The following is a 14,710-nucleotide window of genomic DNA, read 5'->3' on the forward strand; positions in this document are numbered from 1 at the left end:
TTTGGAGAATAACATGGCTAAACATATTTCTAAAATCGCTGAAAGTCTTGGTATATCAGCACCGACACTTCGTTTTTATGAACAAAAAGGACTGTATAAAGCCCCACGTACACATTCAGGCATTCGGACTTTTGACGATGAAACCTTGCGTCAAATTTATAGTATTGTCCAGTATCGCAAAGCTGGCGTTCCTGTTGATGATGTGAAAAAAATTGTAGATACACCTGAAGCGCGTGAGATTCATTTGAACATTTTGAAAGAAAATCAGCAGAAAATTCAAATGCAAATTGAGGAATTACAACAAACACTAGACTTTTTAGAGTTCAAAATCGGCTGTTATCAAGGAGAAAATCCCGCTGGTCAATACTATCGCTTGGAAAATGAATGGTTGCAAGCTGCTAAAAATTGATAGCCTTGAATTTGTTGCTGATTAGGAAGATAATTTCAACACATAATTTTTGACAAAACTGTCAAAAAATTTCTGTCAAAAATGACAAAGGGGAACACATGCAAACAACATTTACTAAGCAACAAATTCGTCATTTTCTCATTTCTCATTACGGACTTGACAAGCTGGACAACTTTGGCAGAGGAAAAAGTGGTGTTCTGGCTTATATTACCCACGTTGCCAGTCTTCAGCAAGACCCGCTGAATATCATCGGGACAAATCCTGACATTATCCTTGCGAGTCGGATTTCTGACTATCGCCCTGAGCTGCTCCGCGAGCTACTTTACAGCGACGGCAAGCTCATGGAGGGCTGGGACAAAGAGTTCAGCATTTACCCGACGTAGGAGTGGGCGGCATTTGCCAACATTCGTGAAGCTTCTGGCAATGGCGCACTTGCAACGATTCGCTATCGTAAGCAAGATGATGCACTCGCCTTGATTGAAGAGGTTAAAAAGAAACTCGCCACAAGCGATATTCCCCTTTCAGCCCAAGATTTCCAACTTGGAAAATCGACTACAAGCCGCTGGGGCTCTGCTAACCTTGGCAACATTGCCCTGAGCTATCTCTGGTCAAAAGGCGAAGCTGTCATCGCTGAGCGCAACGAACGTCGGAAATTCTACAAAAGTTCAGCCCATTTACCGCAAGAAAATGCTTTTGACAACTTTGACGATTTCCTTGACTGGTATGTCCTGCGCCGTTTGTCAGGACTGGGCGCTTATTGGGCAAAAAATGGCGCATCTTGGCAAGGACATTTTTTGACAGATCGAAAAATTGCCCTCGAACGTCTCGAAAAATTTGACAGAATTGTCAAAATTACTGTGGAAGACCTGAAAACACCACTTTATCTGACCAGAGAAAATTATCAGAAACTTGTGAAAATCTGTGCAGATGATGAAACACACAATCAGCTCAGATTTATCGCCCCACTTGATAATCTCATCTGGGACAGAAAATTTATCAAAGAAATTTTCGATTTTGACTACGTGTGGGAGGTTTACAAGCCTGTCGAAAAACGACTTTTTGGCTATTATGTGCTGCCTATTCTCTACGGCGACAGCTTTATTGGTCGCTTAGAACCCGACCGTGATAAATCTCGAAAGAACAAGCTTCAAATCAAAAAGCTTTGGTTTGAAAATGAAAGCTACGATACAGCAGAAATCCGAGCGAAGATAGAAAAAGAAGTTGCACGATATAACCAAAGATTTACCAGAAAGGATACAAAATGACACACATCATCCCCGCGATTGACCTGCAAAATGGTCAAGCCGTCCGCCTATACAAGGGCGACTACGACCAGAAAACGATTTACAGCGACAAGCCAGAAGAACTCGCTGCACGATTTGAAGCAATGGGTGTAGAATATCTGCACCTCGTTGACCTCGACGGCGCCAAAGCAGGTACAACAGCAAATCTCGCAACCATTCGCAAGATTAAACAAGCGACCAATCTCAAAATAGAACTCGGTGGTGGGATTCGTGACCTCGAAACGCTTAAGCTTTATCTTGATGACGTCAAGCTTACGCGCGTGATTCTAGGCACAGCAGCCCTTAAAAATCCCGACTTCCTGAAAGCTGCATTGGCAAAATATGGGGCAGAGAAAATCGTCGTCGGCGTTGACATCAAAGATGGCAAAGTCGCGACTAGCGGCTGGCTCGAAACTTCCAGTACACCCTATTTGAACTTTTTGCATGAGCTTGAAGCAATCGGTGTGACAACGACAGTTATCACAGATATTTCCAAAGACGGCACGCTGACAGGACCAAATTTTGCACTCTACGATGAAATTGCCTGCGAAACAAAGTTAAATTTCGTTGTTTCAGGTGGTGTCAAAGATGCAAGCGACATCAAACAAGCACAGAAATCCGACTTTTACGGCATTATCGTCGGCAAAGCTTATTACGAAGGGAAAATTGACCTAGAAAGTGTCTTCAAATGACAGAAGGAAAGCCAGATTATATCAAGTGGCTCCGCTCGAAAGTCGGGCATGACAAAGTTTTTATGAATTTTGTGGTGGCGCTAATTCGCAATGAAAAGGGTGAAGTGCTGATGCAACAACGTGGAGATTCTGATTTGTGGGGCTTTCCAGGCGGTTGCATTGAGTTGGGAGAGAGTTTTGAAGAAGCCTTGCACCGTGAAATTTTTGAGGAAACGCAGATTCGAGAGTTTGAGATTGTTCGACAGCTTGGCACCTATAATTGGCGTGAATTTACCTATCCGAATGGTGATGTAGCGCAGCCGATTGATATTTGGTTTATTTGTAATCTGCATGGGACGGTTGATTTGACCTATCGTGACGAAGAGACGGAGGATTTGCGTTGGGTCGATTTGAAAAATCTGACAGTAGAATTGTTTAACAAAAAATTCAGCACAGCGATTGCGGATTATTTGGCATTTGCAAAAAATGAAAAGGAAAAACTATGACACTCACAAAACGAATTATCCCCTGTCTGGACATCAAGGACGGGCAAGTGGTAAAAGGTATCAATTTCGTCGGTTTGCAGGCGGTTGGTGACCCCGTGGAGCTTGCAAAGCGCTATGAAGACCAGTCGGCGGATGAGGTTGTCTTTCTTGACATCACGGCAACTTACGAAAATCGCGCGACGATTTATGAGCTGATTTCGCGGTCGGCAAGAGAGCTCAGTATTCCCTTGACTGTAGGCGGTGGCATTCGCACGCTTGAGGATTTCAGGCACATTTTGCAATCGGGGGCAGATAAAGTCGCGATTAACAGCTCTGCGATTGCCAATCCACAGCTGATTGCGGATGCGTCAGCCGAGTTCGGTGTGCAGTGTGTCGTTGTGGCGATTGATGCAAAGCAGCAGCCTGACGGACATTGGACGATTTATGTCAAGGGCGGACGCGAGGACACAGGCATTGATCTGATTGACTGGGTCAAGAAAGCCGAAAGTCTCGGCGCAGGCGAAATCTTGCTCACAAGCATGGACAAAGACGGCACGAAATCGGGCTATGACATTGCCCAGCTCAATACCGTTTGTGATGCGGTTAATATTCCTGTCGTTGCAAGTGGTGGTTGTGGCAGTATTTCCGATATTGTCGATGTGTTTGAAAAAACAAATGTTGATGCAGCACTTGTCGCCAGCCTTTTCCATTACGGCGAAGCAACGGTTGATGAAGTGAAAAATGCCATGCAGGAAAATGGGATTCCGGCACGGCGCTTGTAGAACTGATGAATATTATTTTTGACAGAACTGTCAAAAAATTTTTCTGATAGACTAGGCCTATCAGTTCTATCTTGACAAGTCAAGACAGACACTAATCAGCAAAGGAGCAATGATGGTTGAAAACATGATTACGGTCAATCACTTACAGAAAAATTTCAAGAAAACCCTGAAGCAATCAGGCCTGACAGGTTCTGTCAAGTCGCTTTTTCATCCACAGTTTGAGATTTTTGAAGCCGTCAAGGATTTGACTTTTGAGGTGCCAAAGGGCGAGATTTTAGGCTTTATTGGGCCAAATGGTGCAGGAAAATCAACAACGATTAAGATGCTGACAGGCATTCTCACGCCAACATCGGGCTTTTGTGAAATTAACGGAAAAATTCCGCAAAAAGATAGGAAAAACTACGTCAAAGATATCGGCGTTGTTTTCGGGCAACGCACGCAGCTCTGGTGGGATTTGCCCTTGCAGGAAACTTACGGTGTCTTGAAAGAAATCTACAAAGTTCCTGACACGAGTTTCAACAAGCGAATGGCTTTTCTGAACGAAGTTCTCGACTTGCAGGATTTCATCAAAGACCCTGTGCGCACCCTCTCCCTCGGTCAGCGGATGCGCGCGGACATTGCAGCGAGTCTCTTGCATTCGCCAAAAGTCCTTTTTTTGGATGAGCCAACGATTGGGTTGGATGTTGCGGTCAAGGACAATATCCGTCAGGCAATTCAGCAAATCAATGCGGAGGAGCAAACGACGATTATCCTGACAACGCACGATTTGAACGACATCGAGCTTCTGTCAGACAGGATTTTCATGATTGACAAAGGCGCTGCGATTTTTGACGGTTCTGTCAAAAATTTGAAAGAAAAATACGGTAAAACGCACACGCTGACGATTGAGCTGTCAGAAAATGTCCCTGTCAAATTTGAAAATATTTCTGACAAAGCTGTCAAAATCACACAAAATGACACAATGGTCTCCGTCAAATTTGACAGCAGCCAAATCACTGCACCAGAGCTGATTTCACAAGCTTTGACGAATGCACCTGTCAAAGATGTGTCCGTCGCAGGTGCCGACATTGAGGACATCATTCGCCGCTTTTTCAGGAAGGAGGACTTGTCAGATGCCGAAACTTTCTAATTTACGAGCTTATTTACCTTTTTTTCACGCAGGATATCGGCAATCGCTCGCCTATCAGGGAAATTTTTTAATTTACAGACTGGCAGATGCGACCTTTGCGCTGGTCGCCTATTTCCTCTGGCGCGCAGTATTTTCCAGTAGCACCTCACCAAATCTTGGCGGTTTTACCTTACCTGAGATGATTATTTACGTCTTTTTGAGTTTCTATCTGGCGACATTGACAAGTTCTTGGGCAAGTGGTAATATCGGACAAGAAATCAAAGATGGCTCGATTGCGATGCGACTTTTGAAGCCTGTCAACTACTCACTGACCTATTTTTTCGAGGAAATAGGCGCAAAACTCATGCAAGTTGCCTTTATGACAGTGATTTTGCTCGGTGGGATTGTGATTTTTCAGCTCACGCATCCGCATGTTCTCGCTTTTCATCTCGGGAATTTCCTGCTTTTTGTTATGAGCAGTCTGCTCGCCTATCTCATCAGCTATTATTTTGACCTTTGTTTCGGCTTTACGGCTTTCATTTTTCAAAATCTCTGGGGCGCAAACAACATGAAAAGCACGATTGTCAATTTTTTCTCAGGAAGTCTGATTCCATTGGCATTTTTCCCGCCACTTGTTGCAAGTATTTTCTCATTTTTGCCTTTTGCATCACTGATTTATACGCCCATCATGATTTATCTTGGACGTTACAACCCGCAACAGCTCACACTTTCGCTCGTCTTACAGGTTTTCTGGACTTTATTTTTCTACGTCCTCTCAAAAATCATCTGGCGCGCCGTGATTGGTCATTTGACTGTGCAAGGAGGCTAACATGAAACGACTTTTCAGACTTGAACGTGTCTTTATCAAGCAATATTTCAAACAACTCATGGAGTACAAGGCAGATTTCATCACAGGACTCATCGGATTTTCGCTGACGCAAGGGCTCTCGCTCCTTTTTATCGGTGTTTTGATGAGCAAAATTCCGTCCCTTCACGGCTGGACACTCTCACAAATTTATTTCATTTACGGTTTTGCCCTCATTCCGCGCGGTATTGACCACCTGCTGACGGACAATCTCTGGGCTATCGGGCAGCGTCTTGTCTATAAAGGCGATTTTGACAAATACATGACACGTCCCATGAACCCGCTCCTTCATGTCATGATGGAAGTTTTCCAGCTGGATGCGCTGGGCGAGCTCATTATTGGGGTTGTCTTGCTCATCACGAGCGGGTCAAGCATTGACTGGACAGCGATGAAGATACTTTTATTCATCGTCAGTATTCCTTTTGCAACCCTCATCTATACCGCCATCAAAATTGCAGCTTCAAGCGTTGCTTTCTGGCTCAAACAGTCCAATTCCGTGACTTATCTGGTTTATTCGATGAACAATTTCACACAGTATCCGCTCACGATTTTCAACCGCGGTGTGCGCTTCGTTGTCAGCTTTATCATTCCCTTTGCCTTCACTGCCTACTATCCCGCCCATTATTTCTTGACGGGCAACAATCCTTTGTTCAACATTGGCGGACTGATTATTGTGTCAATTATTGCTCTGACTTTAGCCTTACTTTTGTGGCAAAAAGGTCTGTCAGCCTACGAAAGCGCAGGGTCGTAAAAAGAACACAGACGTGATAAAATAGAAGCAGAAAGAAGAAAACGATGATAGAAGATTTTGATTACAATCAAATGCTCGCAGGTGAGCTTTATCTGGCAGGAGGAATTTTACCCGAAAACCGCTCAACTGCAGGAAAAATCATTGCCCAAAAGCTAAATCAGACACCGTTTGAAAATAAAGCAGAAATAGCCACACTCACCCAGCAACTTTTTGGCAAAATCGGGAAAAACAGTGTTGTCACACCGCCTGTCTATGTAGATTACGGACGGCACGTAGAAATTGGCGATGATTTCTATGCCAATTTAGATTGTCTTTTCCTTGATGTCAATAAAATCATTATCGGCAATCATGTCATGCTAGGTCCGCGCGTCGCACTTTACACAGCAGGTCATCCCACAGTTGCCAAAGTCAGAAACACAGAACTTGAGTTTGGTTTGCCGATTGTCATCAAAGATAATGTCTGGGTTGGCGGAAGCACAACGATTTTACCAGGAGTCACTATTGGCGAAAATGCGGTCATTGGTGCAGCTTCGGTTGTCACAAAAGACGTCCCAGCAAATACGATTGTCGCAGGAAATCCTGCCAAAATCATCCGTCAAATTGACGAAAAAGAAAAAGTCTATTGGCAGCAAAAAATGGCTGATTATCACTTAAAAAAATCTCAACAAAACTAAACAAAATAAGAAAGAAGAACATCATGAAACCCGATTTTGAAAAACAAGCGCTCATTCCTGTCATTGTGCAGGATTATCGCACACGACAAGTCCTAATGCTCGCTTACACCAACGAAGAAGCTTATGAAAAAATGCTCGCAACAGGTGAAACTTGGTTTTACAGTCGTAGCCGTCAAAAACTCTGGCATAAAGGCGAAGAATCAGGGCATTTCCAACATATCAAAGGTATGAAACTGGATTGTGACAGCGATACCTTGCTTGTCTTTGTAGAGCAGATTGGTGCTGCTTGCCACACAGGCGCTTACAGTTGTTTCTTTAATGATGTGCAAGCTTTTGATGATACAGATATTTTTGCAGCATTAGAAGACCAAATTGCTGACCGCAAAGCAAATCCAAAAGAAAAATCCTACACTAATTACTTACTAGACCAAGGAATTGACAAGGTTTTAAAGAAAGTCGGTGAGGAGTCTGCTGAAGTCATCATTGCCAGTAAAAATCCTGATAAAGAAGAACTCCTTGGCGAAGTAGATGATTTACTCTACCATCTCTTTGTCCTCCTCAATCAGCGGGATATCACACTTGAAGAAGTCCGCAGTAAAGCAAAAGAACGCCATCAAATTCAAGGAAATAAAAAAGAATTTCATACACGAACGGCAGACTAATATGAAAAAACTAGATTATCATTGTCACAGTAAATTTTCCGCAGATAGTGAAGAAGAACCTAGAAATCACGTATTAGAAGCGATTTCGCACGGTTTAGACGAAATCTGTTTCACTGAACACCGAGATTTTCATTTTCCAGGAGAATTAAAATTTGACTTAGATGTTCCAAGCTATTTCACTGCCATTGGGCAATTACAAGAAGAATTTGCTGGACAACTCACAATAAAAATTGGACTCGAAATGGGATTGGATAAGCACTACCAACAAGAAATTGAAGCATTTGTTGCTGCCAGTCCTTATGATTTTGTGATTGGGTCAGTTCATGAAATTCATGATATCGAAGTTTACGATGATACTTCTTACTATGAAATTCCACGGAAAGAAGCACATCAACAGTATTTTGAAGCCATTTTAGAAGCTATCACAACTTTTGACTGTTTTGATACGCTTGCGCATCTAGATTATGTCGCTCGTTACGGACCTTACCCAGATAAAAGCATTATTTGGCAACATCATAGCAAAATTTTAGAAGAAATTTTGCAAACGTTAGTCAAGAAAAACAAAGCCTTAGAAATTAATACACGTCTTTTTCAACTTCCTCAAACACAAGATTTTTACCACTATCTCCTCACAACTTTTCGCAACTATGGAGGAGAAAAAATCACCCTTGGAACAGATGCTCATAGTGTGGAACGTGACTGGACAAGTCTTGAAAAGGCAAGAAAACTCATAGAAAAAGCAGGCTTTACTGACCTAGCCACCTTTACAAAAAGAAATCTGGATATTTAAATCTTAGATTTTTTTGTTGACAAACAACAAAAAAGAATATATAATGTTGACTGTAAACAAAAAAGAAAGAAGAATTTATAAAAAATGAGTACATTATTAGTTATTTTATCACATCCACATACGACAGATTTCAGTTATTCTCTTGCCACAGCCGACAAATTTATTGCAAGCTATAAATTAGCAAATCCCAATGATACGATTATCATACGCGACCTATTTGATGAAGAAAATCCTGTTCCAGCTTTGAGCAATGAAGTTTTTAGCGCATGGACAAAACAAAAATTTACAACAGAAGCTTTAACAGCCGTTGAAACGAAACTACTTGAAGCACACACAGAATTTTTAGATGAGTTTCTCGTAGCAGATAAATATGTTTTTGTTAATCCAATGTATAACCATTTCCTTCCCGCAGAACTCAAACAATATATTGATGTGACAGCCGTTGCTCGCAAGACTTTCCGTTATACAGAAAATGGTCCAGAAGGTTTGCTTAAAGGAAAAAAAGCGTTACATATCCAAGCAGCTGGAGGTTATTATCATGATGAAAATGGTATGCCTTTAGCCAATTCACATGATTTTGGAAGTGCCTATTTACAAGCAACAATGCGCCTTTATGGACTTGGTACACCTGAGAGCTTATATGTCGAAGGTTATGCTCGTTACCCAGAACGTGCCGAAGAAATCAAAGCAGCAACGTTTGCAAAAGCAGAAGCTCTTGGAAAAACTTTTTAAAGAAAGTTCTCGTCGAAAGACGAGATTTTTCATGTTATAATAAAAAGAGAGGCTAAAAGATGAACCTATTAAACGAAAAAATAGCAGAGCAATTACAGTTGTGGCGTAATCATCGTGAACAGGCAACAGATGAACGGCGCTGGATTTTAACACATTTAGAAAATAGTCTATCCGAAAAAGAAGCAGGTAGCTTATCAGTTGTCAGTTTTCATATCTTATCAGCATTAGTCACTAGTGAAAAAACAGGAGTAGAACTTGCAGAAATACTTCATGTCACGCGGGGAGGTATTACTCGAGCTACAAGAAATTTATTAAAATTTAGTCTTATCACAAGTTTTCAATCCGCGGATGACCGTAAAAAAATTTTTTATCGACTGACAGAAAAAGGACAAAAATTTGCAACTATACACGACCAAATGCACCAAGAAATGACACAACTTTTTGAAGAAAACTTATTTGATAAATATAATGAAACAGAAAAAAATTTAATTTTGAAATTTTTAACAGATGCAAATAAAGTTGAAGAAAAGTTAAATTTATAAACAATAATAAGTGTTAGGTAGTTTTAAGCTTAACATGATACACTCAGTAAGTTGACATCATTTATTTAATCTTACTTATGAAAGGAATTAGAACTTATTATGGATGCTTCATGGATGGTAAAGTATGTTTCTGAGTTTTTAGGAACAATGTTTCTTGTCTTGCTTGGTAATGGTGCGGTTGCAGCAGTTACTTTGAAAGGCTCAAAGAATAAAGGTGCTGGAGGATTAGCAGCAGCTTGGGGATTTGGAATTGGTATTATGATGCCTGTTCTTGTTTTTGCAAATGTTTCTGGAGGGCAGATAAATCCAGCGATTACGCTTGGAATGGCTTCAGCAGGACTTTTCCCTTGGGCGCACGTGGCACAATACATTCTTGCGCAAATTTTGGGTGCAATAGTTGGTCAGCTTCTCGTTGTTTTGATTTACAAAGAATATTTTGTAAAAACAAACGATGGGGCAGTAACTTTGGGAGCTTTTGCTACAACAAGCGCTCTTGAAGAACCTCAAAGACACGGCAGAGCAGTATTAAATGGCTTTGTAAATGAAGCAATAGGTACATTTGTTTTTGTATTTGGTATTCTTGGCTTTACAACAAACTTCTTTGGTGCTGAGTCTATCAAATGGTATGCTAAATATGCAGCTTCGCAAGGTCAATCTACATCAGGTTCAGACTTTACAAGTGCAGCATGGGCTTCTATATCAGGAGCTTCAGCTTCCAAAATGGTAGGCGCATTGGCGATTGGCATATTATTTGTTGGTTTGATGATCACTTTTGGTGGTGCAACAAATACAGCACTCAATCCTGCGCGTGACCTCGGTCCTCGTATCGTACATAGCTTTTTACCAAAATCAGTTTTAGGAGAGAATAAATCTGATTCAAAATGGTGGTATGCTTGGGTACCAGTGGTTGCTCCAATCGTTGGTGGTGTTCTTGCAGCATTACTTTTTAAGCTTATATTTAAAAACTAGGAGAATGCTGAATGACTGATGTATAGCGCGCAAATTCTTGCAAAAATTCCCTGAAACTGGTATCATAGTAAGAAGTTGGGGAAGTGGCGGAATGGCAGACGCGCATGCTTCAGGTGCATGTACTCGTAAGGGTGTGAGGGTTCAAATCCCTTCTTCCCCATAGCACAAAAAAGTCGGTTGGCTGGGAAGCTAATCGTTTTTTATTTTGGATAATAAAGGAGTAAAATGAATAGAGTAACAAAAGAACAACTGCAAAAGATGATTGATGAACAACCTTTTCATTCTCTGGCGCAGCTTACAAATCAAGTAGGATTATCACGAACAGCACTAGAAAAATTATTAAAGAATTATAAATTAGTTGATTATCGTAATCAAAAAATAAAAACTTTGCGTCGTCGAGAGAAAATGCAACGACAGTCACAAAAGAAAGAGGGAGAATAAGATGACAAAGATAGGATTTATTGGTACGGGTGTGATGGGAGCTGCGATTGCAGGACATTTACTTACTGCAGGTAACGAACTTTATGTCTATAATCGAACAAAGTCAAAGACAGATGAATTAGTAGCGAATGGAGCAATTTATTGTAACACCCCAAAAGATGTCGCCGAGCAATCTGAGATTATCTTTTCAATGGTCGGCTATCCCAAAGATGTACATGAGATTTATTTTGGCGAGAATGGAGCTTTAAAAGCAGAAGTATCAGGAAAAATCTTTGTTGATATGACGACAAGCGAACCAGCTTTAGCAGTTGAAATTTATGAAGCAGCAAAAAAATTAGGCGCAGAAAGTTTAGATGCTCCAGTATCTGGAGGAGATATTGGTGCGAAAAATGCCACATTGACTGTTATGGTAGGCGGCGACGAAGCGACTTATAATCAAGTTCTGCCGTATTTTGAAATCGCAGGAAAAACAATTATGCTTCAAGGTGGCGCAGGTGCGGGACAGCATACAAAAATGGCGAATCAAATTGGAATTGCGGGTACAATGACAGCAATGTCTGAGTTGATGGTCTACGCAGATAAAGCTGGTCTCGATATGGATAAGGTACTTACAACGCTTGGCGGAGGTGGAGCATCAACTTGGTCACTAAGCAATTACGCGCCACGTATCCTGCAAGAAGACTTCACACCTGGATTTTTTGTGAAACATTTTATCAAAGATTTGGGTATTGCCCTTGCTGAAGCAGAAAAAATGGGCATTGAACTACCCGCAACAGCAGAAGCCAAAAGACTTTATGATAAACTGGCGGATAAAGGCTTTGAAAATGATGGAACACAAGCTTTGATAAAACTCTGGTGGAAAGATGGCAAACGTCCTGAATAAATAAAAATCACAACCAAATTGGTTGTGATTTTTATTTATTATTGGATTTCAATACGGTGGTCTGTACTATCTACTTTTAATTTTGGTAGTTCAAGTGTTAAAACACCACCGTCATATTTTGCGGTAACCGTTTCACGTTCAACATTTGGTAAGCTATATTGGCGACTGTAGCTGCCGTAATATCGCTCACTGTGAATGACTTCGCCAGCATCGTTGCGAGCTTCATCTTCGCGTTCTTGTTTACCACTCACACTAAGGATTCCATCATTGTAATCAATTTGGATATTTTCTTTTTTCAAACCTGGTAGGTCTATCTTCACTGTATATGCCGTGTCAGACTCTGAAACATCTGTTTGCATCGTCATCTGACGGGTAGAGTCAGGAAAACCAAAGCCATTTTTGAAGAAATTCCGTCCAAAATTGTTAAAGAAATCATCTCCGAAATCCATCCAATTATTTTGACTATTCATTAAATCGTTTGACATTGTAATACCTCCTCTATGAAAGGTTTTTGTCTTTTCTTACCTTTCACTTATTATTATAGTCAGTATTGGTCAGATTGTCAAGCTTTTTCACTCAAAAATTAGCACTCTTTTCAATAGAGTGCTAATTTTCATACTTTAGTCTGATATTTTATAATTTTTCTGACGAATTAAAAATTATTTAAAGAATAGTCGCAAGATAATCACTGATAGCTGGCAAATACTCATGACCGTATTCTGGTAGGACATAGAGATGTTTTGGTGCGGTTATTTTATTATACGTTGCCATTTGAGTTATCGGAGGGACAATGGTATCCATTCCACCATAAATCCAGAAAACCTCGGCTTTAATACGTGTTGCGAGATTTTGAACGTCAATATATTCGAGTTGGTTGAAGAACCAATCTTCTCGTAGGTGGAGTGGGTCTTGAAATTGGAACCAATAGGGAATTTCTTCAAAAGCAGACGTTTGTGCGCCTAAATCATAAGCTTTACGATAGTCAGATAAAAAAGGATAGGTCGCAATAGCTCGCTTTATTTCAGGAACAAGCGCTGCACAAGCAATCGTTAGTCCACCTCCTTGTGAAGCACCACGAGCAGTAATATTTGTCTCATCGACATAGTCAAGCGCCATGAAAATTTTTGCAGCACTCGCTAAATCCATGTATTGACACACATAATAAAGGTTTTCATAACCTTCTTCAATACCACGAACAATCAAACCTTTCATCGTCATGCCTGAGGTTTTTGTATTATCTTCACTTGGTCCGCCTTGCCCACGGCAATCAAGTGCAAGAACGACATTTCCCTCAGCAACAGCACCGACTTTATCAACCCAATCGCCACTGTCACAATGATAACCGTGAAATTGAAGAATACCGGGATAGCGTTGTGTTAAATCTTTTGGTGTGATGAGTTGCGCGTGAATTTTTGCCCCATCAATGGCGATGAACCAAAGGTCATAAAAATTTGCTACTTTTGATGGGAGAGATTTCTGGGTAATTTCTACTTTGAAATCATGATTTTTGATTTGTTTTAATTTGTTATCCCAAAAAAGATCAAAATTGTCTGGTTTTTGCGCACTGCCAGTATAGTTTTTTAATTCATTTGAAATTCGCATTTGATTTACTCCTTGAATTTTTTCTAAGAAAGGGTTACAATAATTCTAAAAATAAGTATATACTTTATTTGGATGAAAAGCAAGGAGAGATAAATGAAAAAAATAAAAGGCACGAGTTTTGGTTATATGGCAAAACCAGGGGAACTTAATGATGACTATGCAAAATGGTCTTTGAGAACCTTACAAGAACGTACAGGTATCAATACGATTATTCTGACGATTGTTGCAGAACAAGATAAAGCACAATCTACAGAGATTCATTGGCGAGATGAGACAAAAGTGCCAAGTGATGAGGAAATTGTAGCAACCATCCGCTATGCACAAAGCTTAGGTTTAGATGTTATTTTGAAACCGATGGTAAATTGTGCTGATGGCACTTGGCGCGCTCATATCAACTTTTTTGATGAAGATGTCATTTGTGAGCCAAAATGGTCGGATTGGTTCAAGAATTATACGGAATTTTTGCTTCATTATGCGAAGGTTGCTGAAGAAAATCATTGCACTATGTTTGTTATTGGTTGTGAACTGGTCAATACGGACCGCCGTGAAGCTGAATGGCGTAAACTGATAAAAGAAGTGCGTGAAGTTTATAGTGGTTTATTGACTTACAACTGCGATAAATATCAAGAAGACCGTCTGAAATGGTGGGATGCGGTGGATGTGATTTCTAGTTCTGGCTATTATCCTTATGATACATGGGAGGAACAACTGGCGAAAATTGAGCTAGTCGTGAAGAAGTACCAAAAACCATTTTTCTTTTGTGAAGCGGGCGCACCAAGCTGGGTAGGTGGAGATGTTCTGCCTAATGACTGGACATTAGTGGGTGATGTCAGTATGGAGGCACAAGCGCGCTGGTATCAGGCAATGTTTGCTGCTGTTGAAAAAGTTGATTTTGTCGATGGTTTTGGACTGTGGGATTGGAAAGCTCATGTTTATCCAGAGCAAGAAGCGCTGCAAGATAAGGATTATGCTTTCTTTAATAAACCGGCAGAAAAAATAATTAAAAAATTTTATAAAAATTTTTAGTTTGAGCTTGACAAGGCAAAGTTAAAAGTATATAC

General features: G+C 40.7%; 18 protein-coding genes, 1 tRNA gene and 1 pseudogene. 18 read left to right on the forward strand and 2 right to left on the reverse strand.

Annotated elements, in window-relative coordinates; all coding sequences use genetic code 11:
• Nucleotides 1-13 precede the first annotated feature (13 nt).
• From KJS36_RS07600 to KJS36_RS07685, 17 genes and pseudogenes are all read left to right on the forward strand, one after another.
• Nucleotides 14-409 (forward strand): MerR family transcriptional regulator, encoded by a 396-nt coding sequence (locus KJS36_RS07600; protein ID WP_213536285.1) that lies wholly within the window; start codon nt 14-16, stop codon nt 407-409.
• 98 nt (nt 410-507) lie between these two features.
• Nucleotides 508-1,674 (forward strand): annotated as a pseudogene (locus KJS36_RS07610) (DNA glycosylase AlkZ-like family protein).
• A complete protein-coding gene (gene hisA, locus KJS36_RS07615; RefSeq protein ID WP_213536289.1) occupies nt 1,671-2,384 on the forward strand; it encodes a 1-(5-phosphoribosyl)-5-[(5-phosphoribosylamino)methylideneamino]imidazole-4-carboxamide isomerase in 714 nt (237 codons plus the stop codon). The pseudogene KJS36_RS07610 and the gene hisA overlap by 4 nt, the downstream one beginning before the upstream one ends.
• Complete coding sequence (locus KJS36_RS07620; protein ID WP_213536292.1) at nt 2,381-2,869, forward strand: NUDIX domain-containing protein; 489 nt, start codon at nt 2,381-2,383, stop codon at nt 2,867-2,869. Before hisA ends, KJS36_RS07620 begins: the two co-directional genes overlap by 4 nt.
• Entirely contained in the window at nt 2,866-3,630 is a 765-nt protein-coding gene (gene hisF, locus KJS36_RS07625; protein ID WP_213536294.1) for an imidazole glycerol phosphate synthase subunit HisF, read from the forward strand. Before KJS36_RS07620 ends, hisF begins: the two co-directional genes overlap by 4 nt.
• Before the next feature lie 112 nt (nt 3,631-3,742).
• On the forward strand, nt 3,743-4,759 hold the full coding sequence (locus KJS36_RS07630) for an ABC transporter ATP-binding protein (RefSeq protein WP_280520338.1): 1,017 nt from the start codon (nt 3,743-3,745) through the stop codon (nt 4,757-4,759).
• Complete coding sequence (locus tag KJS36_RS07635; protein ID WP_213536296.1) at nt 4,743-5,567, forward strand: ABC transporter permease; 825 nt, start codon at nt 4,743-4,745, stop codon at nt 5,565-5,567. Before KJS36_RS07630 ends, KJS36_RS07635 begins: the two co-directional genes overlap by 17 nt.
• A gap of 1 nt (nt 5,568) precedes the next feature.
• A complete protein-coding gene (locus KJS36_RS07640) occupies nt 5,569-6,354 on the forward strand; it encodes an ABC transporter permease (protein ID WP_213536299.1) in 786 nt (261 codons plus the stop codon).
• A gap of 44 nt (nt 6,355-6,398) precedes the next feature.
• Nucleotides 6,399-7,028, forward strand: a complete 630-nt coding sequence (locus KJS36_RS07645) for a sugar O-acetyltransferase (RefSeq protein ID WP_213536301.1) — start codon at nt 6,399-6,401, stop codon at nt 7,026-7,028.
• A 5-nt stretch (nt 7,029-7,033) separates the two neighbouring features.
• Entirely contained in the window at nt 7,034-7,690 is a 657-nt protein-coding gene (hisIE, locus tag KJS36_RS07650; RefSeq protein WP_280520342.1) for a bifunctional phosphoribosyl-AMP cyclohydrolase/phosphoribosyl-ATP diphosphatase HisIE, read from the forward strand.
• 1 nt (nt 7,691) lies between these two features.
• Nucleotides 7,692-8,480 (forward strand): histidinol-phosphatase HisJ family protein, encoded by a 789-nt coding sequence (locus tag KJS36_RS07655; RefSeq protein WP_213536305.1) that lies wholly within the window; start codon nt 7,692-7,694, stop codon nt 8,478-8,480.
• A gap of 84 nt (nt 8,481-8,564) precedes the next feature.
• Nucleotides 8,565-9,212, forward strand: a complete 648-nt coding sequence (locus KJS36_RS07660) for an FMN-dependent NADH-azoreductase (protein ID WP_213536308.1) — start codon at nt 8,565-8,567, stop codon at nt 9,210-9,212.
• 59 nt (nt 9,213-9,271) lie between these two features.
• Entirely contained in the window at nt 9,272-9,754 is a 483-nt protein-coding gene (locus tag KJS36_RS07665; protein WP_213536310.1) for a MarR family transcriptional regulator, read from the forward strand.
• Between the two features lie 99 nt (nt 9,755-9,853).
• Nucleotides 9,854-10,723: an MIP/aquaporin family protein gene (locus tag KJS36_RS07670; RefSeq protein WP_213536312.1), complete on the forward strand. Its 870-nt coding sequence runs from the start codon at nt 9,854-9,856 to the stop codon at nt 10,721-10,723.
• Nucleotides 10,724-10,800: 77 nt separating this feature from the next.
• Nucleotides 10,801-10,883, forward strand: a tRNA-Leu gene (locus KJS36_RS07675).
• A gap of 65 nt (nt 10,884-10,948) precedes the next feature.
• Entirely contained in the window at nt 10,949-11,164 is a 216-nt protein-coding gene (locus KJS36_RS07680; protein WP_213536314.1) for a hypothetical protein, read from the forward strand.
• 1 nt (nt 11,165) lies between these two features.
• Complete coding sequence (locus KJS36_RS07685; RefSeq protein ID WP_213536315.1) at nt 11,166-12,047, forward strand: NAD(P)-dependent oxidoreductase; 882 nt, start codon at nt 11,166-11,168, stop codon at nt 12,045-12,047.
• Nucleotides 12,048-12,085: 38 nt separating this feature from the next.
• Here KJS36_RS07685 and KJS36_RS07690 read toward each other — a convergent pair whose 3' ends face one another.
• Both KJS36_RS07690 and KJS36_RS07695 read right to left on the reverse strand, forming a co-directional pair.
• Nucleotides 12,086-12,532 (reverse strand): Hsp20/alpha crystallin family protein, encoded by a 447-nt coding sequence (locus tag KJS36_RS07690; protein WP_213536316.1) that lies wholly within the window; start codon nt 12,530-12,532, stop codon nt 12,086-12,088.
• Between the two features lie 178 nt (nt 12,533-12,710).
• Nucleotides 12,711-13,649, reverse strand: coding sequence for an acetylxylan esterase (locus KJS36_RS07695; RefSeq protein WP_213536317.1), 939 nt, complete (start codon nt 13,647-13,649; stop codon nt 12,711-12,713).
• A 93-nt stretch (nt 13,650-13,742) separates the two neighbouring features.
• Between KJS36_RS07695 and KJS36_RS07700 the strand changes: the two genes are divergently transcribed.
• Nucleotides 13,743-14,675, forward strand: a complete 933-nt coding sequence (locus tag KJS36_RS07700; protein WP_213536318.1) for a glycoside hydrolase family 113 — start codon at nt 13,743-13,745, stop codon at nt 14,673-14,675.
• The last annotated feature ends 35 nt before the right edge of the window (nt 14,676-14,710 follow it).

It is taken from the genome of Lactococcus nasutitermitis (genome assembly GCF_018403765.1).
Lineage (GTDB): Bacteria > Bacillota > Bacilli > Lactobacillales > Streptococcaceae > Lactococcus > Lactococcus nasutitermitis.